Here is a 26,111-nt window from a genome sequence, read left to right as displayed (position 1 = left end):
GCACAAGGGGTGACGTGATGAAAGAAGAACTTCGATCCTCTGAGGAACTGGATATACGGACAAGGTTCGCCCCCGATGCCGATGACGCCAAGGCAAGCGGCATATTGGGGAGGATCGGTCGTGTTGAGACTGAGGAATCCGGAGCGGATGAGAAGCCCCAACCGGTCATGCGTACAAGCCCGGGGGCCAGCCCATTCCTCTTGGAATCGCTGTATTTCAGGTCGTTCGGCAAACGCGGGCTCTTGACGCGAGAAGAAGAGGTCACAATTGCCAGGCGCGTGGACCAAGGAACACGACGCATTCGAACTGCGCTGCGGCAAGCGGTAAAGCTGCTTCTCAAGTCCAAGCGCACGTCGGTCTGTACGGAAACCGTGAAAGTACTCCAAATCGTCAGACGATTGAGCGGACTTTCAGCCACCGCATTGGACAATGTGGAGAAGGCTTTAGGCCTCGCACTGAATCCGTCGGACCCGGCTCTCAGGCCCGCCGCAACCACGGCAAAGCAACTGAAGGTATCACTCGATGAAATCCGATCCGCCAGGATCATTCAGGAGCAAGGCAAGGATGAGCTCGTACGGCATAACTTGCGCCTAGTCGTCGATGTCGCCAAGCATTACACCGGACGGGGATTGAGCTTGCTGGATCTCGTGCAGGAGGGCAACATCGGCCTTATGAAAGCGGCCGAACGATATCAGTATCGGAAAGGATTTAAATTCAGCACCTACGCGACGTGGTGGATTCGACAGGGCATCACCCGCGCGATTGCGGATCAATCGAGAACGATTCGGATTCCGGTGCACCAGACCGAAGCCTCGCATCGGGTCCTCCGTGTCATGCGGAAACTCGGGCAGCAATTCGGACGGCCGGCTCGGTTAGAGGAAATCGCTCATGTGCTGCGTATGAGGCCGGAAAGGCTCCGCGAGACCATGCTGGCGTTTCAGGAACCAATAGCCTTAGAAGCTCCGATTGGTGACGGAGAGACTCAGTTCGGCGACATGATTCCGGACCAGCAGGCCGTTCCACCCGATGCCCATGTCCACCGGGGCGAGTTGACCGATCAACTCGCCCGAATTTTAAGTACGTTGACGCCCCGTGAGCAAACCGTGATCAGACTCCGGTTCGGGATCGGCTACGATGAAGCCAGCACCCTGGAGCAAGTTGGTCAAAGTTTATCCGTGACTCGCGAGCGTATCCGCCAAATCGAAGCAAAAGCGCTCAAGAAATTGAAGACCCCGGAGATCAAGGAACTCTTCGTCGCCATCAAGTAGGACCCTCTTACTCTCTCGTGCCGGCGGCTGAGAATCTAGCCGACGGCACGCAACTTTCCACTGCATGGGTCGTTATGCGACAATGTGCATCCCATGCGGACATGTCTTCTCCCGAATACAGCTGCCCCCTTTAGAGACAAACCCCGTGACAGGCTTTACTTTCTCATCAGTCGATCGACCCGCCTCTTCCAGCAGGTGATCCGGTGACCCTTCCCCAGGCCATCACCGCTCTCGATTCGGATGTTCTCTATCCGCGCGGAGAAGCCGTGCAAGTCTTTACAGCTCCAGTTCCCTACCTTCATGCATGGAACCTGCAGTCTCGCTTGCACGAGGAGCGAGTCCATAATCGGGTGCCGGATACGGTCTTGATCCTCGAACATCGCCCTGTGTATACCTTGGGGCGACGCACCACCACATCGCACTGGGGCGGCAATGCCTCGCTCTTATGTGAAAACGGAGCGGAACTGCACCATGTCAATCGCGGAGGATCTGTGACCTTTCACGGCCCCGGGCAGATTGTGATCTACCCCGTGGTCAAGCTTGACCGACATGCCACGGGTCCAAGGCAATTGGTCTGGGTACTCGAAGAAATCCTCGTTCAATTACTGAGCCGCTGGAATATCACGGGCCATCGTATTCCTGGCAAACCAGGCGTTTGGGTCATGACTCCGGCCCCTGAAAAAATCGGGTTCGTCGGCATACGCATCGAACGGGGTGTGACGCTCCACGGGGTTGCGCTCAACGTGGATCTGGACGTGACCCCATTCCATCGAATCCATCCCTGTGGGTTCTCGGACTGCCGAATAACATCCATGGCCGCGGTATGCCCGAAGGCCATCTCCCTCGATTCCGTCAAACAGGAGCTCGTTCAGCTCTGTCGCACGATGTTCAAGCTCGATCGGCCTGCCGCACTCGAACGGACAGACGACCATCCATCCGATAACTAGGAGGGACGACGATGCAGGAGCTCGACACCCCGACGTTTCGCTTAGCGGTCGCTCAATTCGATCAAGCGGCGGAAGCCATGGGACTTGATCCAAACCTTCGTGAACGACTGAAACTGCCCCAACGCTCGCTCGTCGTCAGTCTGCCGGTCCGGATGGACGACGGACGGGTCGAGGTCTTTACCGGTTATCGCGTTCAACACGATTCATCTCGCGGCCCCTCCAAAGGCGGCGTCCGTTACCATCCCGACGTGAACCTCGGCGAGGTGGCCGCTCTTGCAATGTGGATGACATGGAAATGCGCGTTGGCCGGATTACCATACGGCGGCGCAAAAGGCGGAGTCGCAGTCTCGCCAAAACACCTGTCACCTGCCGAGTTACAGCGACTGACACGACGCTACGCGGCGGAGATTTTCCCGCTGATCGGCCCAGACAAGGATGTCCCGGCCCCGGATGTGGGGACTGATGCTCAGATCATGGCATGGATGATGGACACATACAGCCAGCAAGTCGGCTACGCCGTCCCTGGTGTCGTGACCGGCAAACCGCTCTCGATCGGGGGAAGCCTGGGCCGTGAAGAAGCGACGGGACGCGGAGTCGTCTACGTGACGCGCGAGGTGCTGCGTCACCTCAAATTGTCGATTGAAGACGCCACCGTGGCGATTCAAGGATTTGGAAATGTCGGTTCGCACACGGCCCGCATCATGCAGCAACAGGGTGCACGAATCATTGCCGTCAGTGACGTCAACGGGGGCATCTATAACAACAAGGGGTTGGATATCACGGCGCTCCTTCGACGCGACCCCGGCCGGCCGCTGCATGAAACCAAACTTGGGGACGCGCTCACGAATGAAGAGTTGCTCCAATTAGACTGCACCGTCCTCGTGCCAGCCGCCCTGTCCGAACAAGTCACGGCTAAAAATGCGAATTCTCTGAGGTGCCAAATCTTGTCTGAAGGGGCGAACGGCCCGACAACGTTAGAAGCCGACCGCATCCTCGCGGACAAAGGCATCTTCGTCATCCCCGATATTCTCGCCAATTCCGGCGGCGTCATCGTCTCGTACTTCGAATGGGTACAGGACCTTCAACGTTTTTTCTGGAACGCGTCAGACATCCAGAATCGACTGCAAGACATCATCACGTCCGCCTTTCAGCGCACACTTCATTTTTCGAGTGAACACCGAGTGTCGATGCGCATGGCCGCGCTCATGAGCGGCATAGACCAGGTCGCGCAAGCCCATCTCCAGCGTGGACTCTACCCCTGATCTTCGATTCTTCCATACACGTTCCACATGATGATCTTAGGCTGGGTACTTGCTCCTCGGTAACCGCGTACGCTAGGCTGCCCGCCATGGAGGAGGGGGAATAGGAGAACGGCATGGATCGGAGCATGGTTGCGACAGCGTGGGAACAGCATTGCGCCATCGGTTGGCCTCAGTTTGCGAGTCCCCATCAAGGACAATTGATGACGATCGACACGGTCATTAGTGGCTGTGTGGTCTACTACCTTGATAGTTCAGACGGTCTCGACGACCAACGGGTTGCCATCGTGAAAGACTGCTTGGGAGATCTCGACGAACTGACGGAAACACTGGACACCGAATCCCAAACCTACTTTTTCCGGCTTCGTGAGCTCGGTGCGATGTTGCTAGGCGATGAGCCACTGTCCTGAGGCAAGAGTACCGCCTCCTCCCGACGAGTCGCTGTCCAGTTGCTGCCCGTATGTCCCGTTTCTTGCAGGTCGGACGGCTCTTGGCTACAATGCGCCATATGCCTTTTTGGATTCTACCGGTTCACCCATTCTGATCAATCGCGAACCCATACAAAAGAAACGCCAAACACCATGACGAAAGAGCGTGTCGTGCCAAGAATCATCATCCTGCTGGCGAGTGTCCTCATAGGGCTTGGCTCAGCTCGTGCCGAGCCGTACGAGTTGAGCAAAAACGATGTCATGGAGCCGACGGCGATTTCGAGCACTGAGATCTCGCTGTTCGGCATCAAACTCGGCGATTCAGAATCCAAAGCGATTGAAACGCTCGTCAATGAAAAGATTTCCGGAATCAAAGTTGAGCAGGAAGCGACATTCATCTTCTTACTGGATCAGCGAAAGCCGACGGGTCCAATGGCCGGGGTCCGCATCCAGGACGGAAAGGTCGACCTCCTGTTCATCAATAACCGGTTCACCTATAAGACCAGGGGTATCTTTCGTAACGTCCTCAATAGCGAAAGCCCCGAAGAAATCCGAAAGGTGTTAGGCCACGAGGAGTACGGCGATGAAAACGTCATGGGCGCCGTCATGGCCTACGACAAGCAGGGCTTTCAGGTGAACTACCTCGGAAAGGATATCAACATCGAGTTTGTCACACCACGGTAGTCCAGCCCAGAGGTGGAGTCAGCCTGGGGAATCCATCCTGAGCCATCGATAAGAGGCCTCGCCTGCAAACTCTGAAACAAAACCACTGCTCCAGGCCTCCACACACTGAATCGGTCACGCACCGCTATCTCTGATTATTCGACGGGTCGATATGCCACGGACGAGAGCTGGAGGCAGCTATTGGGGGATATTGGTAAGACGGAACCCATAATCGATGAGACTTTTCGCCGTATTCCATCGGCGATTGGAGTTCAGGATCACAAGGAGCAGATCGCTCCCGTTCTGAGAAACCTTCGCGATAAGACATCGGCCTGCTTTGGAAGTGAATCCGGTCTTCACCCCTACCACACCGGGAATGCGGCCAAGCAAACGATTCGTGTTATGCAGAACGTAGGCGCGATATCCGCTGACCGGCGTGATAATTTCACGTTCCTCCTTGACGAGATCTCGGAACACCGTGTTGCGCATCGCCACTTCACTGAGCGTCGCGAGATCTTCAGCCGTCGAGTAATGGTCGGGACCGTCGAACCCGCACCCATTGCTGAAATGCGTGTCGGATAGTCCAAGTGCCACAGCTTTGGCATTCATCAATTTCACAAACTGCTCTTCATCGCCGCCGACATGTTCGGCAGCCGCCAGGCAGGCGTCATTGGCGGACACCATCATCATCGCTTTGAGCAAATCCCCAAGGCGAAAGACTTCTCCGACCTTGAGTCGCAGGTGAGTCTTGGGGGCCCTCGCCGCATTCCGGCTCACGGTGGCCAGATCATCAAGGCGACCTTTCTCGAGAATGATCAGCGCCGACATAATCTTGGTAAGGCTGGCCGGCGATAGACGTTTCTCCACATCGTATTCGAACAGAATACGGCCCGATCGCAATTCCTTCAGGAGAATACTGTGTGCCGGAATTCGCTTCCACGGGAGAGCTTGCGGAGCATACCTGACAGGGTGCATGGCCGGCTTCCTCGAGCGATCGTCCATTCCTGAAGCCGGGCATATGATGGGTATGAGCAACGAAAAAAAGACGACCGAACTTAGCGCAAGGCGCGGGAGGACCCGACCCCAACTCTGTCTATGACCGTCGGGCGAGATAGGGTCGTGCTGTGCCAGAAAAGACCGCCTCTTTTAGAAAATGAAGGACTCACGCACCTTATCACCTTTTCGCCCACTATCAATAACTTTATGAAAAAACCGGAGGAGGTCGGCCAGATCAATCCAGAACCCGCAATTAAGGCAACGCGCGTAAATCCGGCGATTGACGAGAGTATAGTGGCGTTCCACCAGCATAAATCCCTTGCACTTGAGGCACTGCATACATGTCCCGTTCTCTCCGATTACCGAATGCGATTCATGATGAGCGCGACGCATCCGGCGAGCAAGCCGCCGCCCATGAGTGTCGTGCCAAAGTACACCAAGACATTGGTGCCCCCAGCCGGTTGAGTCCCCTCCCACAAATCTCGGACCCCGCCCTGTACCATCAGGACGGAAAGGGTCAACAGGGCCCCTATCATGAACCACCATGCAAAGGATCGAAGCGCCATCGTAATGCCTGAAAATCGCGGGCAGTTTTACCCACTGGCCACTCTAGCGAAGGCCCTCCTGGCTGTCAAGAATAGTCAGCGATTGCTCGCGTCCTACTCTCTTACCTCAGACTTCGCAACTGGTTTGAGCCCGCGGTGAAGAAAAATCGAGACGCTGCCGCTCCCGTTATCGGCGATGGCCAGACCCGGTTCTTCCAGCCCGGAGGTTGTGACGCGGAAGGACGACAGAGCAAACGGACCGGACTTCGTGCGGTAATTTCTCGGCGGGTAATGAAAGGTCCCATCACCTTTCCCGAACAAGATCGACAGATCATTGGACTGAAGATTGACGATCGCGACGTCCTCTATCCGATCGCCATTGAAATCCCTCGCCAATCCAAAGTTCGGACCGGCGTCAGCCCCGGAATCCTTGCCGGACCGGAATGTCGCGTTGCCGTTTCCAAGAAACGTCGTGAAACTATCCTGCTCTCCGTTGATGACCAGTAGATCCCTCTGATGATCATTGTTGAAGTCGGCAAAGCTCACACCAAGAGGTCGGCGACCCGTCGAATAGTCTTTGGGATCACGAAAGGAACCGTCACCGTTCCCGAGCCAAATGGAGACGGCATTCGACATAGGGCCTCCATTTGTCACCACCATGTCCAATTTCCCGTCGGCATTGAGATCGGAGAGGGCAACGGATGTGGGCGTGTCTCCATGTTCGTACTGAACGCCATGTCGAAACTCACCGGTCCCGTTTCCTAAAAACACTTTGACCTTGTCGTTCCGTAGAGCGACGACAAGATCCGTATGATGATCGCCGTTGATATCATCGGCGGCCAGCGCGATTGGTGCGCGATGGACGGGATACCGTGGTCCCTCTTCAAACTTTCCATCTCCATGTCCGAACAAAATCATGACCTCGTCGCCACCGGAGCATGCCAGGGCCACATCGGCGTGTCGGTCCTGATTGAAGTGGCTCAGCGCGAGGGAACGAGGTTCTTGACAGACGTGGAGCTGCACTTGATCTCTGAACGTCCCGTCTCCGTTTCCCAGCAGAATCGAGAGTGTATTACTTGCGATATTGGTCGTGACGAGGTCGGTGAATGAGTCATGATTGAGGTCGTCGGTCGTAATCGTGGTGGGATTCTTGCCGACCTTGTAGCTGGCAAAATAATAAAAAGGATCCGGTGGGTTATATGGCTCGCTTTTTGAACAGGCCCACGGGCCGTTACTCGTGAGGAGAGACAGCCATAAAAGGGGGAACAGCAGCCTGACTCTGTGTGATTTTCGCTCGATAAGAATGTTCACACCATCCCGGATACCCTAACGTTGGACCAATGGGCCTATGATCTGGAATCAGAGGGCCCAGTATACAGAGGCACTCTTCCCCCTCGCAATCTGCGAGCGTCATCTCATCAGCCTTTGAATTTTGCCTTCCGCTTACGTTATGATGCGCCGTTGCTTTTAGGAGGAAGGTCATGAGCAAAATTATGAACGTTGATATCACGATGTACGGAATTGCGGAAGTTCTCACATGGTGTCATGATCGAAACAAGGGGCGCATTGCAGGCGTGGATACGCCAGGATTTAAAAAAATGCAGGAGTTGCTGGCGCAGAAACCCCAGTCGGCGGACTATTTTACGCTTGATCAGTTTTGGAAGAAAAAAGTGACGTTACCGTTGACTGAAGACGAAGTCGCGACCATTGATCGTTGTTTGTACGATATTCCTAATTTTGACAACGAGCCGCTCCCGCAAATCCGACACAAGTTTTGGCCTCAGCAGGTGGAAGCCCACTGACGAACGGCTACATCCGGTTCGGCTGTATTCTTGGGAAACTGACTGCAATCGACGGGTAAGAAAAGCCGGTCGGTCAGAGTGTTCCTTCGCCCTTGAGATACTTGCGGAAACGATCCATGAGCTCGGCCCCCAGGGTTCCGCCTTCAGGTTTCTTAGCCGACGGATCAGCAAAATGTCCCCGGATTTCCTGAAGGCGTTTTTCCGCCTGATCATTCCCCTGCAGGCGCTTGGTTTTCTTCAAGGCGGTTTCAAAGGCATCAAATGTCAGTTCATGATAACCGAATGAACGGATACGCTTCACGGCTTTCATCATGGCCTGATTCCGAAACGTCGTCAGATGGTCTGAATCGATTTCTTTCAACCCCAGCTTACGAGCTCGCCGTTCAGCTGCCTTCCTGATCCCGCTGCGCACGAAATCAGGAGATGTTTGAAGCCGTTTCCAGGCTTCATCCGTCCATGCCATGCGCTCCTGCGGTGCTTGCCAGAGTTCATGCAGGATCTGCTCATCGATGCGGACAAGCCCCCGCTCTCTGGCCAGATCCTCACTGTCTCGCTTCAGCATGTCCGTCACAAATTCCATTGCGATGGGCGGAGACTCCTTTAATTTGTCTTGGAGTAGCGCCGTTGCCGCTTCAGTCCATTCCATCGCCGGCCCGTGGGCCTCCTGTAAGTCACCGAGGGCTTCCACCTTTTCAAATAATTCGACGTTGACCTCAAGATGCCCCCGTTCTTTCGCAACTTCTTCCGTGATCTGTTTGATCATCGCGCGCATGAATTCGGGCACCGTACCCAACCGTTCTTTCGCGGCGGCGGTCCATGGAAGGCGACCATTGGCCATCTCTTCGACGGCGGAGGCCATGCCGGCGTCGCCGCCCATGCGTCCCATCATCTGTCCCTTAAACTGCTCGAGAATCTCCTCGGTGATTTCCTCGTACCCCAATTCTCGCGCTTTCGTTTCAGCCAAGCGACGGACCATGCCACGCAGGAATATCGGGGCGCGCTCCATGCGTTTGAGGGCATCATCGGTCCAGCGGATGTCCGTGGTATTCGCCTGCGAAGAATCTGATGCCGACATTGGTTTCCTTTTCAACCCGGCCATCGCTACTGTTGATTGAGCAATTCCTTCAGCTCTTTACCGGCCTTAAAAAACGGGACTCGCTTGGCCGGTACCGCAACCGTCTCGCCGGTCTTTGGATTGCGCCCTTCCTTCATCCGACGGGCCCGCAGCCGAAAGCTGCCGAAGCCGCGAATCTCAGTTTTATCTCCGTTTTTCAGCGAATCCCTGACACAATCGAAAATGGTGTTGACCACCACTTCTGCCTGCCGCTTCGTCAGGGTGGTGACTTGCTCGGAAACTTTTTCGATGATCTGCGCCTTGGTCATCTCCACTCTCCCTTCGCTGAAAAAACCGTCACGCCTTCGTGGACACGGCTAGAAGGCCATAAGATACTTCAAATTCACACCCGGTTGAACATCCAACTTGGGAAACAGCATGCTGAGTTTCGAGTCCAGAACTTCGCGAAGGGAAAAGCGACGGCGAGGCTCAATGACCTTCGGTTCCCCTTCGATTCCGGCGACCTCCGCGGCCAGTTGAATGGCGTCTTCCAAATCGCCGAGTTCGTCGACCAGCTTTGCTTCCTTCGCCTGGCGGCCGGTAAAGATTCGACCATCGGCCAATGCTTGAGCAGCCGGAAGTTCGAGTGAACGGCCTTCCGCCACCGCCTCGATAAACTGCTTATGGACATCATCCATCACAGCCTGCAACAAGCCTCGTTCCTCCGCGCTCATCTTTCGAAGCGGGGAACCGATATCCTTATATTTTCCGCTCTTAATGACGACTCCCGCCACCCCGATCTTCTGGAGTAACCCCTCCACATTGGCCGTTTCCATGATGACTCCGATGCTGCCGGTCAGAGTCCCGGGGTTGGCCACGATCCGATCCGTTGCGGCAGCGATGTAATACCCCCCTGACGCGGCGACACTTCCCATCGACGCGATCACCGCCTTGTTGTTCTTGCTTCTGACCCGCTTGACGGCATCATAAATCTCTTGCGACGGCACCACGCCGCCGCCGGGACTGTCAATTCTGATGACGATGGCCTTGATGGAAGGGTTTTCGCTGAATCGCTTCAGCTCTCCAACGGTCGTCTGGGAATCTAAAATGACTCCCTCAACCCGAATCAGAGCGATCCGGTCATCAGTGGACAAATCGAGGTCGGGGAAAAAGAGATTGATCAGAATCAACACTCCAAGCCCCACCGCGAAAAGCCAAAAGGCTTTCCGCAGTAGATGACGCTTGGGGGGTCGTTCCGCCTGTGTCACTTCATCCGCCATTGCCCATATTCCGAATCATGGCCCAAACCGGCCGATTTAGCTTTGATCTTCGGATTGCGACCGTTTCCGGCTCTGCTTGGCCGCCCGCCCCAGGCTCTGATCCAGCACACCTTGTGTCGAGTGATAGTCATCAACCTGCTTACGCTCCCAGTCCAGTTGATGATCCCGAAGGCTGAGCGCAATCTTGCGTTCCTCTCGATCGACCTTGATTATCTTCGCCGTCACGTCGTCCTGCAACTTAAACTTTTCTTCCAGCTTCGCAGAGGATTCGAGACCGGATTCGCTGACATGGATCAAGCCTTCCACGCCGGCATCCAACTCGATGAAGATTCCAAAATCGGCGACTTTCGACACCTTGCCGGTCACTGAATCCCCGATGTGATACCGCGCTGGGATCGCCTCATCCCACGGATCACGCGCCAACTGTTTGTAGCCCAACGAGAGCCGCTCTTTCTCTTTGTCGATGCGCAACACAACCGCTTCCACTTTTTGTCCCTTTTTGAACAGCTCAGAGGGATGCTTGATATGCTTCGTCCACGACATGTCGGAAATATGGATGAGCCCGTCGATTCCTTCTTCAAGCCCGACAAAGGCGCCAAAATCGGTCAGGCTCTTCACTTTTCCTTCGATACGAGTCCCAATCGGATATTTGCCTTCGATCATGTCCCACGGATTAGGCGCCGTCTGTTTCATGCCCAATGAGATCTTGCGGCTCGCGGGATCGACGTTGAGCACCGCGGCTTCGACCTGATCCCCGACCGCCACCACTCTCGATGGATGTCGGACTTCATGCGTCCACGACATCTCGGAAACATGCACCAATCCCTCAACACCCGGCTCGAGCTCCACGAACGCTCCGTAATCGGTCAGACTGACCACGCGGCCGCGGACTCTGGTTCCAATCGGATACTTACCGGCAACATTGGTCCAGGGATCCGCGCTCTTCTGCTTGAGCCCGAGAGAAATGCGGCCGGTTTCACGATCGTATTTTAAGACGGTGACTTCGGCCTTATCTCCCACCGTAAACAGTTCCGATGGGTGTCCGACTCGCCCCCACGACATGTCGGTAATGTGCAGCAATCCGTCAATCCCGCCGAGATCGATGAACGATCCGTAGTCGGTGATGTTCTTGACGGTTCCCTGGATAAGTTGTCCTTCCTTGAGATTGGCCAACGTCGTCTGCCGTTTTTTATCCCGGGTCTCTTCCAATAACACGCGCCGCGAGACGACCACATTCCCTCGTCGGTGGTTGATCTTGATGATCTTGAGGGGGAAGGTCTTTCCAACAAGCCCATCCAGATCACGGACGGGATGCAGATCGATCTGCGAGCCAGGCAAGAAGGCTTTTACACCGATATCGACCATCATGCCGCCCTTGATGCGCGAGACGATCTTCCCTTCGATGCTCTTCTCCTCTTTGTAGAGCTTTTCCAGTTCTTCCCAAATCTTCATTTTGTCGGCTTTTTCTTTGGAAAGAACGAGATTGCCGTCGGCATCCTCACATTCTTCGATATAGACCTGGACTCGGTCGCTGACCTTGAGGTTCTGAAGCTCCTCCGAGGAGAACTGATCGGTTGGAATCATGCCCTCTGATTTGTAACCGATGTCGACGATGACCTTGTCCTTGGTCAGAGCCACGACCCGGCCCTCTGTAATCGTGCCTTCCTCCAGGTTACGGAAGGTTTCCTCGTACAATGCCGCTAAGGCATTGCGGTCTAATTGCGCGTCGCTGCCGTTGGATACCGTACCCATATAAACATCCTACTCTTCCGACTTGCGTCGGGTGCTGATGGTAAAGTCGCCGGACTCACTCAGCCTTGTGAGCCTCGGCGGTCGCCCTATTCGGTGTGTTCGCAACCGGCTCATCTTTCCCCTTTGGAGCGGGAACTTGGCCTAACGCTGCAATGTGCTCGATCACCGTACGGCTGACCTGTTGATAGAACTGTTTCGTCTCTGCTCTCTCTTTTTGGTTCCCCGTTTCAAACCGAATCGGATCTCCGAATCGGACCGTGACCTGACGCAACCGAGGCCAGCGGGCGCCGATGGGTAGCACGTCGAAGGTCCCTTTCAAGTATGCCGGAACGACCGGGCACCCGGTCTGGGACACAATCACTCCGATACCCGCCTTTGGCGGCCGGAGGTGCCCGTCGTGGCTGCGGCCGCCTTCCGGAAAAATCACCACCACGTGACCAGCTCGAATCAGGTTGATGGCCTTCCCGAACGCTTCCCGGTCGAGACGTCCAAGTCTCACCGGGATCCATCCCAACGCCTGCAATATGCCGTTCACCACCGGGATCGGAAACAAGTCGTTCCGTCCCAAGTACCAAGCCCTCCGACGCATCCCGCAGCCGAGTAGCGGAATATCGAGGTAGCTGGCATGGTTTGCGGCAATCAGCACCCCGCCCGTCCGAGGAACCTGACCTTCGACACGATATCGAAAGCAAATCCAGCCGACGACGCGCGCCAACACCCACAAAAATCCGTAAATAACCCCGCTCACGACCCAGTCGACACAGTCGCGATCATCTGAGCCACCACCTGCTCAGGGCTCAGCGCAGACGTATCGATGAATCGTGCGTCATCCGCCGGGACCAATGGATCGATCGACCGAGTTCGATCCCGCCGATCTCGGTCGGACAGATCCCGGGAGGTCGTTTCAACGGTCCCTTCACGGCCTGCCGCGACGAGTTCACGATGCCGTCGCGCGACTCGTATCTCTGCGTCTGCCTCCAAAAAGAATTTATACGGAGCCGTGGGAAAGACCTTCGTGCCGATGTCGCGTCCTTCTGCGACCACCGAGCCTCGTTGGCCGATCTGACGCTGGATCGGCAGCAACCATTCACGGACAGCTGGAATGGCTGACACGATGGAAGCGGCCGCCGTGACGTCCGGCCTACGAAGGTCCCCGGTGACGTCGAAACCATCGACCAAGACCTGCATCACGCCTTGTTGAAACTGCATGTGAATCGAGGTGGCAGGCAGGAGCGTCGCCACCTGCTCGTGATCAGTCGGACGGATCCTTGACTGCAAGGTTTTCCATGCGATGGCTCGGTACAAAGCCCCTGTATCAAGATAGAGATAGCCGAGACGAGCTGCCAATAACTTGGCTACTGTACTCTTGCCCACCCCCGCTGGTCCATCAATCGCGATAATCACTTCAGCACCCTCATTGCTCGAACCGTACCAGCCTGTCTCGCCTCTCTCATCCAGATTGCGCCAACAGATCGGTGAGCGTTTTTTCAAAATTGGGAAATGACGTGTCCACGCAGCTCGTCTCGCCGATCGTCATGCTCTGTTCGGCCGTCAGCCCACCGATGGCGAGAGACATGGCCACACGATGGTCTCCATGGCTTTGAGCCTTGGCCGCCGCCTTCAGCCTGCCGTTCTCCCCTGCTTGGCCTAATCCCCGGATGACCATCCCATCAGGCCTTTCTTCGATGAGCGCTCCCATAGCCTGCAACTCGCGACTCATGGTCGCAATTCGGTCGCTCTCTTTGACTCGCAGTTCCTCTGCTCCGGAAATGACAGTGTCTCCCTCCGCCACGGCGGCGGCCACGCACAGCACGGGAAATTCATCGATCGTGGGCGGGATGAGGTCATGGCCGATCGTCACGCCTTTCAAGGCGGATGACTTCACGCGGAGATCCGCAACCGGTTCGCCGGCCGCTTCTCGCAGCCCCAGCACCTGAATGTCGGCTCCCATTTTTCTCATGACCTCAATAAGGCCGGTTCTGGTCGGATTCATCCCGACATTGTAAATGGTGATATCGGATCCCTCTACAATCGTTGCGCCGACGATGAAAAATGCAGCTGCCGAGAAATCACCGGGAACAGTCACATGAACGCCTCGCCATCCGACCGATGGTCGTCCGTGCAAGACCAGGGCATCGTCTTCTTGTGCCAGGGGCACCCCAAAGAACTGAAACATCCGCTCCGTATGGTCTCGTGAGAGACGTGGTTCCCGATACCGAGTCGTCCCTTGAGCAAAGAGGCCCGCGAGCAGGAGCGACGACTTAATCTGCGCGCTGGCCACGGGGGACGTGTACTCAATGGCATGAAGTCCTGCTCCCGTAATCGCCAACGGCGCCAGCTCCCCTCCTTTACGGCCTCCAATAACCGCCCCCATCTCACGCAGCGGCTTGACGACCCGGCCCATAGGACGCCGTCTGATCGATTCGTCGCCCGTGAGGATCGAGAAAAAATCTTGTCCGGCCAGGAGGCCCGTGAGCAGACGAATGCCGGTCCCGGAATTGCCGCAATCGATCGGGCCGGTGGGTTCAGAGAGCCCCCAAAACCCCTTCCCGCAGACGGTCAATTCAGTCGGAGTCTGCGTAATAGGAATCCCCAGTCCCTGAAAGGCCCGCATCGTGTTCAGACAATCCTCTCCCCGGCAGTACCCCGTAATCGTGCTCGTCCCTTCCGCCAGCGCGGTGAGGATGATCGCCCGATGGGTGAGAGACTTATCGCCGGGAACGGTGGTCGTTCCTCGGAGCGGCCGGCCCGGGGTGATCGTCAATGCTGTCATGAGTGGCTCGGAGAAGAACTCGTCAACTTGTCACGCTCGCCTTTGGCTCGCTCAAGCAACTTCTCGATCCCGGCCGCATCCTCAGCCTTGATCAGTTGCTTCAATTCTTCCAGGGCCCGCGCATATCTGTCGATATAGGACACCACATTATCCCGATTCCACAAGAAAATATCTCGCCACATTTCGGGCGAACTCGCGGCGATCCTGGTCGTATCCCGCAGCCCTCCTCCGGAGTGACCGGCAAGATCCAATGCGGGGACCTGCTGATCGCGAAGCTCGGCCAAGGCATTCATCAGCGCAAAGGCGGCCACATGAGGCAGATGACTGACGGCTCCCAGGATTTGGTCGTGCAGGTGCGGATCCATCAATAAGACAATCGAACCGGCTTCTTCCCATAGTTGCCTGACCCGATCAAGTGCCGCCGGATCTGTTCGTGTCGTCGGCGTGAGAATACAGCGGGCACCCTTGAACAATTGATCGGACCCGGCCGCGACTCCCGTCTTTTCTTTCCCCGCGATGGGATGGGCCCCCACAAAGTGCACGCCGGCCGGGATGATCGCTTCCGACCGTTCGACCAAGGTTCCTTTCACGCTGCCCACATCACTGACGATCGCGCCGGGCGCGAGACAATGGGCCCACTCTCGGAGATGTCGTTCATAGGTATCGACCGGCGTCGCAAGGACCACCAAATCCGCTCCACGCACCCCCTCTTGAGGATCCGCCACGTATCGATCGATCGCACCCAAAGCAACCGCCGTCTTGAGATTTTCGACACGACGACCGACGCCGACGACATGATCAGCCAAGGTCTTACGCCGGAGGATCATTCCGAGTGATCCACCGATCAGCCCCACACCGATGATGGCAACCTGCTTGAAATGAACGGCCATGCCGGCTTTACAGCTCTCTGCCCACAGCTTTGGCGATATTCCGAAGATCGGCCATCAGCGCCTTGAACTTCGAGGGCTTGATGGACTCCTCACCGTCACAGAGCGCACACTCCGGGTTTGAATGAACTTCGATCAGCAAGCCATCGGCACCGGCGGCGACCGCCGCTTTTGACATCGGAGCCACAAGATCCCACTTGCCTGTGGCGTGACTGGGATCAACGATGACGGGGAGATGCGAGAGCTCTTTCAATGTTGGAATAGCCGCGAGGTCCAGCGTATTGCGATATTGCGTTTCGAACGTGCGGATGCCCCGTTCGCACAGCATCACATTCTGGTTGCCGCGAGACATTATGTACTCGGCCGACAGCAAAAACTCTTTGATCGTCGCCGACAGGCCTCGCTTCAAAAGCACGGGCTTATCGTACGCGCCGACCTCCTTGAGGAGTTCGAAGTTCTGCATGTTCCGCGCGCCGATCTGAATAATGTCCGCCTTCTCGAGAAAGAGCTCGATGTCCCTGGTGTCAAGAATCTCACTGACGACCGGCAACCCGGTTTGCTTCCTGGCTTCAACCAAATAGTCGAGCCCTTCACGGCCCAACCCTTGAAAGGAATACGGTGACGTTCTGGGCTTATAGGCTCCACCACGAAGAATCGCGGCTCCGGAAGCCTTCACTTCATGCGCGATCCCCACCGTGAGCTCCAGTCGCTCGACCGCGCAGGGTCCCGCCATGATGACGAGTTTTTTGGCGCCGATTTTGACCCCACCGACATCGATGATCGTCGCTTCCTTCTTAAACTCACGACTGACCAATTTCCAGGGCGCCAAGATCGGCAGAACACTTTCCACACCGGGAAGCGCCGTCAGTGGCTGATTGTGCAGGATTCGGTCATCCCCGATGACACCGATAATGGTGCGTTCCTGGCCCGTGGAGATTTGCGATTTCAAGCCCAGATCCCGCAATCGGTCGATGATGTGGTCGACTTCACTTTCCGACGCTTCAGGTTTCAACACGATAATCATAATTCCCTCACTATATTCTTACCTGCCTCCATGCAGGACCTTCTCGAGAGCCTGGAGGAAGGCAACATTTTCGTCCGGTTGACCGATGGTGACGCGAATCATCGTTCCCTCGATATGCCGCACAATAATCCCCTTTCGCAGCAGTGCGTCGAACACCAGTCGCCCATCCTGTTTCGCATCAAAATACAAAAAGTTCGTTTCACTCGGAATCGGAGCCATTCCAAGCGCTCGCAGTCCATGCTCCATCTGCGCCATCCCAGCCTCGTTGACGGTCCGGCTCTTGGCCACATGCTCATCATCGCTCAAGGCAGCCAGCGCGGCCTTCTGGGCGAGACTGTTGGCATTGAACGGAGGCCGAACTCTATTCAGGAAATCGATCACCTCGGTTGTGCTGATGCCATATCCGATTCGCAATCCCGCCAGCCCATAGATCTTGGAGAAGGTCCTCAAGACAATCGCGTTCCGCCCCTGCTTCACGTACGCCATCGCATCGGGGAATTGCGGATTGCGGACATACTCGAAATAGGCTTCGTCGAACACCACGATGACATCGTCAGGCACGTTGGCCATGAGGCGATCGACCGCCCCGGCCGAAACCATCGTCCCTGTGGGGTTGTTGGGATTACAGAGGAAGAGCAACCGCGTTCGTGGCGTCACGGCCCGTACCATTGACTCGAGGTCATGTGTCCAATCGACAAGCGGCACGACCACCGGTTTGCCGTGGACGGCGGTGACCTCCATCTTATAGATCACGAACGTGTGATCAGCCATGATGGCTTCATCACCAGGCGTCAAGAACGTCCTGGCCAACAACCCGAGGATCTCGTCCGACCCATTGCCCAAAATGACTTGTTCTCGTTCCACTTTCCAGCGATCGGCCAGCGATTGCCGAAGCTGATAGGCGCCACCGTCCGGATATCGATGGAGCAGATCCTGCGCGCCGGTCAGTGCTGCCAAGGCCTTCGGAGAAGCCCCCAGCGGATTCTCATTGGAAGCAAGCTTGATCACGCGGGTGAGCCCAAGCTCACGTTGCAGCTCATCGATTGGTTTACCAGGAACGTAGGGTCTCAGCGATCGGATATCGGGATGGACATGCAGTGCCATGATCAGCTGTGAACCGGGTAGGAGCCCAAAATCTTCATAAAGAGGCAACGGGCCTTCACCTCTTCTATCGCCCTATTGACGCGCTCCTCATTCCTATGCCCCTCCACATCCACGAAGAAGATATACTCCCATGCCTTCCGTTGGGACGGGCGGGATTCGATCTTCGTCATGCTGATGCCGTGCGACGCGAACGGACGGAGCAGGTCATAGAGGGCACCGACCTTATCCTTCACCGACAGCATCAATGACGTCTTATCTTTCCCTGTCCGCTCCGACGGTTTCTGAGACAAGACCAGAAAACGGGTGAAATTGTTCAGATTATCTTCGATACGGGCCTTAATCACTTTGAGTCCATAGATCTGACCGGCCAATTCCGACGCAATGGCAGCCGAGGCTGGTTCATCGATACACAGTTCCGCGGCCCGGGCGGTGCTGGCCACCTCGACCGCCGGGACGTGCGGGAGATTGGTTTCGAGCCAGTTTCGGCATTGGGCAAGGGCATGTGGATGAGAATTGATTTTCTTCACATCCTCGATGAGGCCGGATTTCGATAGGAGGTGGTGTGAGACCTCCTGAAGAATCTCTCCATAGATCAGCAAGTTCGAATCGATAAACATATCGAGGGTGTGATTCACCACCCCCTCCGTCGTGTTTTCAATCGGCACCACCCCGAAATTGGCTCGGCCTCGTTCCACTTCGCTGAATACCTCTTTAATGCTGTGAACAGGCACATACTGGACGGACGAACCGAATTTCTGCATGCAGGCCATGTGGGTAAAGGTGGCCCGTGGTCCCAAATACGCAACCTTCTGGGGAGCCTCAAGCGACAAGGACGCCGACATGATTTCCCGATAGACGGATCGGATGGCCTCACCGGGGAAAGGGCCGGTATTGAGTTTCGTGAGTCGCTCGATGATCTCAGCCTCCCGACCCGCGGTATGGAGGTTTGCGTCGGCATTCTTTTCTTTCTTGATTCTTCCGATTTCGATGACGCTTTTCGAACGCTCATTGAGCAGTCGAATAATGTCCTCATCGATCCTATCGATTTCCTTACGATATTCCGACATATCCTTGGACATACTGCGTCTCGCCTCGGACACCTGATTGCAGGAGGGCTTCCTCATCCCCGTCGGGAAAGAGGATCATAGAGACAAGTGGAGAATTCTACAGGAACGGTTGAATCTATTGCAAGGATAGCGCTTGGATATCAGGAGGTTGACGTATCGGAACGCTGTAGGCTTACATCAACAAGGGAGAGGGCCGCTTCAAGTGATCATAGGCCAAGCGAGTCACTTGCCGGCCACGACCGGTCCGATCCAGGAAGCCGGCTTGGATCAGGTAGGGCTCATACACATCTTCGATCGTGCCCTTGTCTTCCTGGACAGCGGCTGCCAAGGACTCCACTCCGACCGGTCCCCCATTGAACTTTTCGATGATCGTGAGAAGGATTTTGCGGTCCATGTCGTCGAAACCCGCCTCATCGATCCCGACCCAGGCTAATCCCTCCTTAGCCACTTGCTCTGTAATATGCCCGTCCGCCTTAATTTGAGCATAGTCTCTGATGCGCTTAATCAGCCGATTGACAATCCGTGGTGTTCCACGGGCACGGCGTGATATTTCCGCGGCACCTGCCCGATCAATCCCGACACCTAAGACCCCGGCCGAGCGCATCACAATCGACTCCAGCTCGGACGGCCCATAGAACTCCAACCGATAGACTAAACCGAATCGATCCCGCAGCGGGGACGTCAAAGAACCGGCCCTGGTCGTCGCGCCCACGAGTGTGAAGGGCGGCAGATCAAGTTTGACCGTCCTCGTGGCCGGTCCTTGTCCAATGACCAGATCAAGCTGAAAATCCTCCATGGCCGGATACAGCGCTTCCTCAACAGAAGCGGGCAAGCGGTGAATCTCATCGATAAAGAGCACATCATATTCTTGGAGATTGGTCAGAATCGCCGCCAAGTCCCCGGCATGGGCCAAGACCAACCCTGACGTCGACCGCAAGGCCGCGCCCATTTCTTTCGCGATAATGTGAGCGATCGTCGTCTTTCCGAGACCGGGCGGTCCGTAGAAAATGGCATGGTCGAGAGCCTCGCCCCGCTGTTTGGCCGCTTCGATGCACACTCGAAGCGATGCCTTCATTTTCTCTTGGCCGACGTACTCATCCAGCGTCTGAGGTCGAAGAACGTTCTCCTGACCCCGCTCTTCGTCCGTGGCGCGATTGGTCACCACCCGTTCGGTCACGATACGACCCCCATCCCTACTGACCCTCCGGCATCGGTTGATACTTCGGCGGCGGCGGAAAAGCGCCCTGACCAGGCTGGGCCGCGCTGCCGCAATCAGGAGGACACCTCTTATATCCCTGGGTCGAGTCCGGAAAATTCTGCTCCATTTTCCTCAACTGGCATTGCGACAGCCGACCATTATCCTTGTTCCCGCACCGAGCAGGGACTGAGGAACCGCCGATTTCGGCATATCCCTCAGGGCAAGATCCGCACACGCCCAGTATATTCGCTCCCAACGGCACACATTGCACGAGCGTCGGATCGCCGTCTTTACAGATTTCCGGAGATTGGGTGATGCCGGTCGTCGCATACCCCTCCGGACAGGTTCCACAGGTCATTCTGATGCTCTTGGGCGCTGGGGCCTCGTCTGCAAACCCCGCCGGTGGCGCCGTGACCATAAGTGCAATCCCCATCAAACCATTGCACAGGAATAGTTGGGCACCATTCTTTGCGTTGAATGACATCAGCTTACCCCCTTCCAAGCTCCTTGAGCCCTTCACGAATGAGCTCCTTCAGTGCCAGAGAGCCTGTTGCCGTCTTGGTGACTCGCTTCAAGGCTTCCTTGGCATCCTGAGGACGATAGCCCAAGTTTATCAGAGCCGAGAGGGCGTCCTCATACGGACCATCCACGGCGGAGGTATCAGCGGTCGCAAGCCGAGGCGAACCTCCCTGGATTTTTCCGACCTTATCTTTCAGTTCCAGCGCGATGCGGCCCGCTGATTTCTTACCGATGCCTGGAACGGTCGCCAGCTTGTCGACATCCTCGGTTTGGATCGCATGGACCAGCTCGATGATCGGCAAACTCGAGAGCACGCTCAGCGCAAGCTTCGGGCCAATCCCCGACACGCTGGTCAGCAGCAAAAACGATTCCTTCTCGCTTTGCGACAGAAAGCCGAACAGCTGGATCGCATCTTCGCGGAGATGCGTATGGATATTCAGCGCGGCGACTTCGCCAAGATTCGGCAGGGCGTAATAGGTGCTGAGTGGAATATGGACTTCATACCCGACCCCCTGCACATCGAGCGTGAGGTGGGTGGGTGCTTTGAATGCCAACCGCCCCGTGAGAAAGGCGATCATGTCGTTGTGTTATCCGAGTGACATGACGATGTTGATGAGCCGATCAATTATCCCGCCGCAGTCGCGGCGACCTTCTCCATGATTTCGTCCGGGATGTCGAAATTCGCGTGAACTTTCTGCACATCATCGTGCTCATCCAAAATTTCCATCAGCTTGAGCATCTGTTCGGCTGATTTCTCGTCCAGGCGGATCGTGTTCTGCGGAATGAAGGTGATCTCAGCCAAGGCTGTGTCGATCTTGGCATCGACCAACGCTTTCTTCACCGCCTCGAAATCGTGAGGACTGGTGAGCACCTCATAACTCTTCTCGCCGACTTTCACGTCTTCCGCGCCGGCGTCGAGAGCCAACGAAAGCAGCGCATCCTCTTCGACCTTCCCCTTCTCAATTGCCACAAGCCCCTTCTTCTGAAACTGCCAGGCGACGGCGCCCGCCTCCGACATATTGCCATGATTTTTCGTGAGGAGGCTGCGTATTTCCGCGACGGTCCGGTTCCTGTTGTCGCTCGTAATTTCCAGAAGAAGCGCGGTCCCTCCGGGGCCATATCCTTCTAACTGAAATTCCTCGTACATCACACCAGGCAATTCCCCCGTCCCTCGCTGAACGGCTTTCTTCATCGTATCGCCAGGCATATTGGCTTCCTTGGCCTTGGCGATCGCCAGACGCAGTCGGGGATTAGCGTCAGGGTCACCACCGGACCGAGCCGCAATGGTGAGCTCCCGAATGATTCGCGTGAAGATCTTTCCGCGCTTCGCGTCCTGGGCCCCTTTGTGCCGTTTGATCGTGGACCAGTGACTATGTCCACCCATGTGACCCTCCTCTACCCCGACCGAACTTGTGTGATGGTTAGAGACGTGAAAAAGACTCAATGGCGATGAAGGGCTAGACGTAGCATAGGCTTCGGAAAGGTGTCAAATGACATCGAAGGGCTCGTCACCTCTCCGCTATTCGGAATAGATGAGAAGCAGAAGACCAAAGAGGATCACGGACCCCGCCCAGGCAATTTCCCACCGTTTCACGATACGGGGTGAGACACCGGGTAACCACGATGCCAGGCCCTTCGACAAGGCCGCACCGACACCCACACTCCCCAAGAGCGCATGGTGAAATTCGATCCTCGCACTGCCGGGGTGATTCCCGTGTGAATGGACGAACAACAATAGCCCCCCAACGAGAACGAAGAGAATCAGTGGAGCTGCCCAGGCCGGATGCCGAACCCACCCGAATCGGCGTAGCGCCTCACACAAGGCTATGATCGCGGCAAGAACTCCATAAAACTTGTGCTCGACGATTTCCAGGTCTTGGCCGAAAAACGTTTCATGAAACCCGAGAGACCCGATCGGCCAAGCGTCATGGTCGCTCCAAATCAATAGATAGCTCCCTATGAAACCGAGGGCGGTCGGTAGGGCAAGGCGAGTCCATACGGGCATCGGATACTGCAACGCATACCCTAACTCTGCAAATCCAAATAGCACATCGCAAAGACCGGCCAGGTGATGATTGAACTCCGAATAGGCGATGCCTTCTGCCGACCCCTCCCAACCCCCGCCTCCCTCTGTCCCATGGGCATGATGTGTCGTATCCGTCGTAGGGGAAGCTCGTTGATGTTCCAGGGCCGATTGGGCGCACACAGTCGTAGGCCAAGTAAAGAGCACGCACGTAAGGGCCAACACAAACAGCAGAGAACCACCCCACTTCATATCTGAACCCTTTTGCAGAACCACCCCCCATTAGGAGAAAGGCCCATCCAGCTGTCTGGATGGGCCTTTCCTATCGATTTATCGTTATTTCCTTACATGAACTTCATGAACTTGTCTTTCGCTTCATCCATGACTTGCGCGGTGACGGTCGACGCCCCCCGTTCCTTGGCCAGCCGTTCAACCTCTTTTCGAGCCATCGGACGGATGAAGTCCGGAATATTTTCCAGGCGTTGCTCGGCCTCCCGCGACCACGTCATCCCGTCAGGCGAATCATTCTTCGAATCGTCCATCACTTGAAGGGTGATGGTCTTAAACCCTTGTTTACGCGCGTAGGTCTCCACGCTACCCTGAACCATCGGTTTCACGAATGCCGGAAGCCGGTCGAGTTTCTCCTTCGCGTCCGGCGTCCAGGCGAATTCAGACTCGGCAGATCCGCCGTTCGCGGGCTTTCCTCCGGCCGTCAGCCCCATCTCAGCCACCATCGCGGAGAATGGACACCCACTGGCCTTTTCAGGAGCCTTCGCCGGAGACGCAGCGGCTGCGGAAACAGCCGGCATCGATACCGCCGGTTTAGTCGCAGCAGGAGCGGCTTGACCGTTTCCCGCAAGAGCCCGCAACCCTTCCATGGACGCGTCCGGCGCGGACTTCGCGCCTAGCTTCAGGCCCAACGCATTCATCATGTTCGTTTCGCCGACATTCGTCACCATCGAGAATTTCGCGCTACAAGAAGGGCACGCGAAAAAGACGCCGAGCGATCCCTCCTCCGGCTTCTCCACCTTCTCGAGACTCATATAGGTTTCGCAGTTGAGACAGACAAATTTCATAAAGACTCCTGTTGCAGCGGTTCCGCAGAGGTTGGTCGAGTAGGTACGCTATCATACTGATTTTCTTGGAGTCAAACCGTCAGACAATGAGGCCTGAAGCACGCAATTCCAAGGGTGATCAGCTTGCGACATGGCATAGCTAACCGTGCCTGTGCTCTGTGTGAATGCCATGATAGGCAGCGCTCAGGCAAGCACAGCACCATTCGGAGACCACACTGGACCTTGCTCACACCTCCGCCTTTATAAGCTGCGACCTTCAACTGGATGAGATTCCCGCTTTGGTTGCTTTTCGAAATTCAGCGGGCGTCATTCCCAATTCTCGCAAGAAGATCCGGCTGAAAGAGACAGGGTCAGATAATCCAATATCTTCGAGGATCTCGCCTAGGCTTAAACGATGAACCTTCAAAAGTGTCTTGGCGCGATCGATTCTTTTTAGTTGTAGATATTTAACCGGAGAAATCCCGAATTCAGAGGTGAAGTGTCGTTGAAAGCTGCGCAGGCTCATGCCGCTTTGTTGGGCCAGGTCGCACACGGAGAACCTTCTACTCAAGTTGTGTTCAATCCAATGTTCCAAGTTATAAAACGTGGAGCCGATCTGGCGAGGCGATACTAAGCTTTGAGCATAGATGGACTGTTTTTGCTTGATGCTGTTAGCCAGTATCATTTGGCCTAGGTGATGGGCGAGTCGCTTCGAATGGAAACGCTGTATTAGGTACAGTGCCAGGTCAATCGCCGCCAAGTACCCGCCAGACGTTAGTCTCAAGCCGGTATCGCAGATCATTTCGTTTAAATTCCATTTGACGGCGGGAAAATGCTCAGACACGAAGGTCTTCGCGCGCCAATGAGTAGTGGCAATCTGCCCGTTTAAAACACCGGCGGCCGCGGCCAAGAGAGCGCCCATGCAAGCGGAAGCGATCAGTTTAGGTCTCTTGCTGAATTCCCTGATCAGATGAATTTCTTGAGTCAAATCAGCCAGGTTGAAGTCAAAGTCTGCTTGAAAAGGAGGAATCAGTAGAATGTCCGTCGATTTTTCCACAGAGACCGCTGACAACTCGAGATTATGTATCCGCACGAGACGCTTCTTATAGCTGATGAAGACCAGCTTAAAGATGCTGGCTTCACCTAGTAAATTCGCCCTCCCGAAGAGGTCTTGCAGGAGGAATACAATGCTCAAGGAGGCTCGCTCATGAATGAGGAGCGCTATATTGACAGGTTTTGGAAATGGCATAAATAACCTGAACATTGTCTATTATGACTCTGTTTGAAACAAGGGAAAAGTCTTAGGTTGGGGAGGTAGGCGATACAAAACCACGTGGGAGGTATCATGCGCACCCTGGAGCTTTTGGAGATGAATGTGCCCGACGGAAAAATACGAGCGGTTTTCGAGAACGCTAAGGCCAAGATCGGGAAAGTGCCTAATATGATCCGCCTGATGGCTCATTCGCCGGTAGTAGCGGATATTTACTTGGAGATCACTGAGCGTTTAAGTCAGGGTGTACTCAGCCCTGTCATGCGCGAGCTTATTGCCTTAACCGTGGCTAATGAAAATGTCTGCCAGTATTGCCTGCAGGCCCATGCCGCCAAAGCCGCACGCATGGGTGTGAGCAACGAAGAAATCAAACGGGCGGTTCTAGCCGATCAGCATGATGCAAAGATGGAAATCGCCCTGAGATTTGCCCAGGAGACCATTCGTACTCGAGCCGCCAACGAAGCTGTCACGGTTGAGCATTTGATGGATGCGAGTTGGAGCCGGGCCGAGATCTCAGAAATCATTGCGGTGGCGACGTTGAACGTGTTCCCCAATTATTTCAACAAACTCATTGGCACGCCGGTGGATTTTCCGGAATTCAAATAGAGGATTGGAGGGACACTGCCGGCATCTGATGTAAGCTGTCACGTCTTCGGAATCTTATTTCCGGTGCTTCCTGTACAAGGATAAATGATGACGAATGATGCCCCAAAGGCTCAGCTCTTGGTGTGCGCGGGGTTGTTAGGTGGAGTGATGCTCATGGCCGAAGTATCGGGTGTGAGCGCAATGATAGCACCGTTTAGTGCAACGTGTGCTCTGCTAGCACTGCTGCCGAATGCACCATTTTCACAAGCTCGCACTTTAGTGATATCGCACGCGATTTGCATCAGTCTTGGCGCACTTGGTTCATTTATAGCAGCGCCGGTTCTTGTCGTCGCGTTGCTCGTGGGATGGATGGCCATCATCGGGATGGCATGGACGCGCATGTTGCATGCCCCGGCTGTGGCACATACGATTATTCTCGTTTTTGGCAAGCAACCGCCCGATCGCTATATAATCGCTTCGATGGCCACCGTCCTGGTTTGTGCGGCATTTGCATGGATGTGGTCGCGCCGTCGATCTGGCGAAATGGTGCAGTCAAAGGCCTAGTACCGACAACTGGAACTAAACCTGGATCCCGGACTGGAAGACAGTAAA

29 protein-coding genes are annotated in these 26,111 nt (G+C 55.6%); 8 read left to right on the top strand and 21 right to left on the bottom strand.

The genetic code is table 11. The features are described 5' to 3' along the window. Nucleotides 1-17 precede the first annotated feature (17 nt). From COMA2_RS09745 to COMA2_RS09725, 5 genes are all read left to right on the top strand, one after another. The gene (locus tag COMA2_RS09745) at nt 18-1,268 is read left to right on the top strand and encodes an RNA polymerase sigma factor RpoD/SigA (protein WP_090897108.1); all 1,251 of its coding nucleotides are present in this window, start codon (nt 18-20) and stop codon (nt 1,266-1,268) included. Nucleotides 1,269-1,471: 203 nt separating this feature from the next. After that, nucleotides 1,472-2,215 carry a lipoyl(octanoyl) transferase LipB gene (lipB, locus tag COMA2_RS09740; RefSeq protein ID WP_175304505.1) on the top strand — a complete coding sequence of 248 codons (744 nt, stop codon included), beginning with the start codon at nt 1,472-1,474 and terminating at the stop codon, nt 2,213-2,215. A gap of 11 nt (nt 2,216-2,226) precedes the next feature. Then, on the top strand, nt 2,227-3,477 hold the full coding sequence (locus COMA2_RS09735; RefSeq protein WP_090897102.1) for a Glu/Leu/Phe/Val family dehydrogenase: 1,251 nt from the start codon (nt 2,227-2,229) through the stop codon (nt 3,475-3,477). 113 nt (nt 3,478-3,590) lie between these two features. Continuing rightward, nucleotides 3,591-3,884: a hypothetical protein gene (locus tag COMA2_RS09730; protein WP_090897098.1), complete on the top strand. Its 294-nt coding sequence runs from the start codon at nt 3,591-3,593 to the stop codon at nt 3,882-3,884. Nucleotides 3,885-4,055: 171 nt separating this feature from the next. Beyond that, nucleotides 4,056-4,586: a hypothetical protein gene (locus COMA2_RS09725; RefSeq protein ID WP_090897096.1), complete on the top strand. Its 531-nt coding sequence runs from the start codon at nt 4,056-4,058 to the stop codon at nt 4,584-4,586. 177 nt (nt 4,587-4,763) lie between these two features. Here the strand turns inward: COMA2_RS09725 and COMA2_RS09720 are convergent, their stop codons facing one another. The 3 genes from COMA2_RS09720 to COMA2_RS09705 all read right to left on the bottom strand — a co-directional run bounded on the left by COMA2_RS09720 (nt 4,764) and on the right by COMA2_RS09705 (nt 7,417). Continuing rightward, nucleotides 4,764-5,540 (bottom strand): D-alanyl-D-alanine carboxypeptidase family protein, encoded by a 777-nt coding sequence (locus COMA2_RS09720; RefSeq protein WP_175304504.1) that lies wholly within the window; start codon nt 5,538-5,540, stop codon nt 4,764-4,766. A gap of 380 nt (nt 5,541-5,920) precedes the next feature. Next, on the bottom strand, nt 5,921-6,127 hold the full coding sequence (locus tag COMA2_RS09710) for a hypothetical protein (protein ID WP_090897090.1): 207 nt from the start codon (nt 6,125-6,127) through the stop codon (nt 5,921-5,923). Nucleotides 6,128-6,220: 93 nt separating this feature from the next. Next, nucleotides 6,221-7,417 (bottom strand): FG-GAP repeat domain-containing protein, encoded by a 1,197-nt coding sequence (locus COMA2_RS09705; RefSeq protein WP_090897088.1) that lies wholly within the window; start codon nt 7,415-7,417, stop codon nt 6,221-6,223. Nucleotides 7,418-7,587: 170 nt separating this feature from the next. On the opposite strand from COMA2_RS09705, the gene COMA2_RS09700 reads away from it, so the two are divergent. Further along, nucleotides 7,588-7,908: a hypothetical protein gene (locus tag COMA2_RS09700; RefSeq protein ID WP_090897086.1), complete on the top strand. Its 321-nt coding sequence runs from the start codon at nt 7,588-7,590 to the stop codon at nt 7,906-7,908. 73 nt (nt 7,909-7,981) lie between these two features. Here the strand turns inward: COMA2_RS09700 and COMA2_RS09695 are convergent, their stop codons facing one another. From COMA2_RS09695 to COMA2_RS09610, 18 genes are all read right to left on the bottom strand, one after another. Then, nucleotides 7,982-8,983, bottom strand: coding sequence for a PCP reductase family protein (locus COMA2_RS09695; RefSeq protein ID WP_175304503.1), 1,002 nt, complete (start codon nt 8,981-8,983; stop codon nt 7,982-7,984). Nucleotides 8,984-9,009: 26 nt separating this feature from the next. Beyond that, nucleotides 9,010-9,291, bottom strand: a complete 282-nt coding sequence (locus COMA2_RS09690) for an HU family DNA-binding protein (protein WP_090897082.1) — start codon at nt 9,289-9,291, stop codon at nt 9,010-9,012. Nucleotides 9,292-9,339: 48 nt separating this feature from the next. After that, a complete protein-coding gene (gene sppA, locus COMA2_RS09685; protein ID WP_090897080.1) occupies nt 9,340-10,242 on the bottom strand; it encodes a signal peptide peptidase SppA in 903 nt (300 codons plus the stop codon). A 36-nt stretch (nt 10,243-10,278) separates the two neighbouring features. Next, on the bottom strand, nt 10,279-11,994 hold the full coding sequence (locus COMA2_RS09680) for a 30S ribosomal protein S1 (RefSeq protein ID WP_090897078.1): 1,716 nt from the start codon (nt 11,992-11,994) through the stop codon (nt 10,279-10,281). Nucleotides 11,995-12,049: 55 nt separating this feature from the next. Beyond that, nucleotides 12,050-12,742, bottom strand: coding sequence for a lysophospholipid acyltransferase family protein (locus tag COMA2_RS09675; RefSeq protein WP_090897076.1), 693 nt, complete (start codon nt 12,740-12,742; stop codon nt 12,050-12,052). Next, entirely contained in the window at nt 12,739-13,398 is a 660-nt protein-coding gene (gene cmk, locus COMA2_RS09670) for a (d)CMP kinase (protein ID WP_175304502.1), read from the bottom strand. The genes COMA2_RS09675 and cmk overlap by 4 nt, the downstream gene beginning before the upstream one ends. Nucleotides 13,399-13,444: 46 nt before the next feature. Then, nucleotides 13,445-14,767, bottom strand: coding sequence for a 3-phosphoshikimate 1-carboxyvinyltransferase (gene aroA / locus COMA2_RS09665; protein WP_090897071.1), 1,323 nt, complete (start codon nt 14,765-14,767; stop codon nt 13,445-13,447). Beyond that, a complete protein-coding gene (locus COMA2_RS09660; RefSeq protein WP_090897068.1) occupies nt 14,764-15,657 on the bottom strand; it encodes a prephenate dehydrogenase in 894 nt (297 codons plus the stop codon). The genes aroA and COMA2_RS09660 overlap by 4 nt, the downstream gene beginning before the upstream one ends. Before the next feature lie 7 nt (nt 15,658-15,664). After that, the gene (aroF, locus tag COMA2_RS09655; protein WP_090897064.1) at nt 15,665-16,678 is read right to left on the bottom strand and encodes a 3-deoxy-7-phosphoheptulonate synthase; all 1,014 of its coding nucleotides are present in this window, start codon (nt 16,676-16,678) and stop codon (nt 15,665-15,667) included. A gap of 18 nt (nt 16,679-16,696) precedes the next feature. Next, on the bottom strand, nt 16,697-17,782 hold the full coding sequence (gene hisC / locus COMA2_RS09650; RefSeq protein ID WP_090897062.1) for a histidinol-phosphate transaminase: 1,086 nt from the start codon (nt 17,780-17,782) through the stop codon (nt 16,697-16,699). Between the two features lie 2 nt (nt 17,783-17,784). Beyond that, nucleotides 17,785-18,861, bottom strand: a complete 1,077-nt coding sequence (gene pheA, locus COMA2_RS09645) for a prephenate dehydratase (RefSeq protein ID WP_090897060.1) — start codon at nt 18,859-18,861, stop codon at nt 17,785-17,787. A gap of 160 nt (nt 18,862-19,021) precedes the next feature. Continuing rightward, the gene (ruvB, locus tag COMA2_RS09640) at nt 19,022-20,026 is read right to left on the bottom strand and encodes a Holliday junction branch migration DNA helicase RuvB (RefSeq protein WP_090897058.1); all 1,005 of its coding nucleotides are present in this window, start codon (nt 20,024-20,026) and stop codon (nt 19,022-19,024) included. A gap of 16 nt (nt 20,027-20,042) precedes the next feature. Further along, nucleotides 20,043-20,465, bottom strand: coding sequence for a hypothetical protein (locus tag COMA2_RS09635; RefSeq protein ID WP_139077238.1), 423 nt, complete (start codon nt 20,463-20,465; stop codon nt 20,043-20,045). Nucleotides 20,466-20,535: 70 nt separating this feature from the next. Next, complete coding sequence (ruvA, locus tag COMA2_RS09630) at nt 20,536-21,144, bottom strand: Holliday junction branch migration protein RuvA (protein WP_090897052.1); 609 nt, start codon at nt 21,142-21,144, stop codon at nt 20,536-20,538. Between the two features lie 47 nt (nt 21,145-21,191). Then, the gene (locus COMA2_RS09625; RefSeq protein WP_090897049.1) at nt 21,192-21,950 is read right to left on the bottom strand and encodes a YebC/PmpR family DNA-binding transcriptional regulator; all 759 of its coding nucleotides are present in this window, start codon (nt 21,948-21,950) and stop codon (nt 21,192-21,194) included. A 135-nt stretch (nt 21,951-22,085) separates the two neighbouring features. Then, nucleotides 22,086-22,841, bottom strand: a complete 756-nt coding sequence (locus COMA2_RS09620) for a hypothetical protein (protein ID WP_139077236.1) — start codon at nt 22,839-22,841, stop codon at nt 22,086-22,088. A 92-nt stretch (nt 22,842-22,933) separates the two neighbouring features. Further along, nucleotides 22,934-23,665, bottom strand: a complete 732-nt coding sequence (locus COMA2_RS09615; protein ID WP_090897045.1) for a PCP reductase family protein — start codon at nt 23,663-23,665, stop codon at nt 22,934-22,936. 256 nt (nt 23,666-23,921) lie between these two features. Beyond that, complete coding sequence (locus tag COMA2_RS09610; RefSeq protein WP_175304501.1) at nt 23,922-24,839, bottom strand: GlxA family transcriptional regulator; 918 nt, start codon at nt 24,837-24,839, stop codon at nt 23,922-23,924. Between the two features lie 150 nt (nt 24,840-24,989). Here COMA2_RS09610 and COMA2_RS09605 point away from each other — a divergent pair, with 150 nt between their 5' ends. Together COMA2_RS09605 and COMA2_RS09600 are read left to right on the top strand one after the other, a co-directional pair. Next, nucleotides 24,990-25,520: a carboxymuconolactone decarboxylase family protein gene (locus COMA2_RS09605; protein ID WP_090897042.1), complete on the top strand. Its 531-nt coding sequence runs from the start codon at nt 24,990-24,992 to the stop codon at nt 25,518-25,520. A gap of 84 nt (nt 25,521-25,604) precedes the next feature. After that, nucleotides 25,605-26,063, top strand: a complete 459-nt coding sequence (locus tag COMA2_RS09600; protein WP_090897039.1) for an HPP family protein — start codon at nt 25,605-25,607, stop codon at nt 26,061-26,063. Nucleotides 26,064-26,111: the final 48 nt, after the last annotated feature.

This window comes from Candidatus Nitrospira nitrificans (genome assembly GCF_001458775.1).
GTDB lineage: Bacteria > Nitrospirota > Nitrospiria > Nitrospirales > Nitrospiraceae > Nitrospira_D > Nitrospira_D nitrificans.
The sequence above is the reverse complement of the archived record's forward strand: the minus strand, read 5'-3'. Positions and strand labels throughout refer to the sequence as shown.

Bases quoted from the DNA above. Each gene is read 5' to 3' on its own strand.
- COMA2_RS09745 (WP_090897108.1), top strand. From the start codon at position 18: ATGAAAGAAGAACTTCGATCCTCTGAGGAACTGGATATACGGACAAGG.
- COMA2_RS09735 (WP_090897102.1), top strand. From the start codon at position 2,227: ATGCAGGAGCTCGACACCCCGACGTTTCGCTTAGCGGTCGCTCAATTC.
- COMA2_RS09730 (WP_090897098.1), top strand. From the start codon at position 3,591: ATGGATCGGAGCATGGTTGCGACAGCGTGGGAACAGCATTGCGCCATC.
- COMA2_RS09725 (WP_090897096.1), top strand. From the start codon at position 4,056: ATGACGAAAGAGCGTGTCGTGCCAAGAATCATCATCCTGCTGGCGAGT.
- COMA2_RS09720 (WP_175304504.1), bottom strand. From the start codon at position 5,540: ATGCACCCTGTCAGGTATGCTCCGCAAGCTCTCCCGTGGAAGCGAATT.
- COMA2_RS09710 (WP_090897090.1), bottom strand. From the start codon at position 6,127: ATGGCGCTTCGATCCTTTGCATGGTGGTTCATGATAGGGGCCCTGTTG.
- COMA2_RS09700 (WP_090897086.1), top strand. From the start codon at position 7,588: ATGAGCAAAATTATGAACGTTGATATCACGATGTACGGAATTGCGGAA.
- COMA2_RS09695 (WP_175304503.1), bottom strand. From the start codon at position 8,983: ATGTCGGCATCAGATTCTTCGCAGGCGAATACCACGGACATCCGCTGG.
- COMA2_RS09690 (WP_090897082.1), bottom strand. From the start codon at position 9,291: ATGACCAAGGCGCAGATCATCGAAAAAGTTTCCGAGCAAGTCACCACC.
- sppA (WP_090897080.1), bottom strand. From the start codon at position 10,242: ATGGCGGATGAAGTGACACAGGCGGAACGACCCCCCAAGCGTCATCTA.
- COMA2_RS09680 (WP_090897078.1), bottom strand. From the start codon at position 11,994: ATGGGTACGGTATCCAACGGCAGCGACGCGCAATTAGACCGCAATGCC.
- aroA (WP_090897071.1), bottom strand. From the start codon at position 14,767: ATGACAGCATTGACGATCACCCCGGGCCGGCCGCTCCGAGGAACGACC.
- COMA2_RS09660 (WP_090897068.1), bottom strand. From the start codon at position 15,657: ATGGCCGTTCATTTCAAGCAGGTTGCCATCATCGGTGTGGGGCTGATC.
- aroF (WP_090897064.1), bottom strand. From the start codon at position 16,678: ATGATTATCGTGTTGAAACCTGAAGCGTCGGAAAGTGAAGTCGACCAC.
- hisC (WP_090897062.1), bottom strand. From the start codon at position 17,782: ATGGCACTGCATGTCCATCCCGATATCCGATCGCTGAGACCCTACGTT.
- pheA (WP_090897060.1), bottom strand. From the start codon at position 18,861: ATGTCCAAGGATATGTCGGAATATCGTAAGGAAATCGATAGGATCGAT.
- COMA2_RS09635 (WP_139077238.1), bottom strand. From the start codon at position 20,465: ATGGTCACGGCGCCACCGGCGGGGTTTGCAGACGAGGCCCCAGCGCCC.
- ruvA (WP_090897052.1), bottom strand. From the start codon at position 21,144: ATGATCGCCTTTCTCACGGGGCGGTTGGCATTCAAAGCACCCACCCAC.
- COMA2_RS09625 (WP_090897049.1), bottom strand. From the start codon at position 21,950: ATGGGTGGACATAGTCACTGGTCCACGATCAAACGGCACAAAGGGGCC.
- COMA2_RS09620 (WP_139077236.1), bottom strand. From the start codon at position 22,841: ATGAAGTGGGGTGGTTCTCTGCTGTTTGTGTTGGCCCTTACGTGCGTG.
- COMA2_RS09615 (WP_090897045.1), bottom strand. From the start codon at position 23,665: ATGAAATTTGTCTGTCTCAACTGCGAAACCTATATGAGTCTCGAGAAG.
- COMA2_RS09605 (WP_090897042.1), top strand. From the start codon at position 24,990: ATGCGCACCCTGGAGCTTTTGGAGATGAATGTGCCCGACGGAAAAATA.
- COMA2_RS09600 (WP_090897039.1), top strand. From the start codon at position 25,605: ATGATGACGAATGATGCCCCAAAGGCTCAGCTCTTGGTGTGCGCGGGG.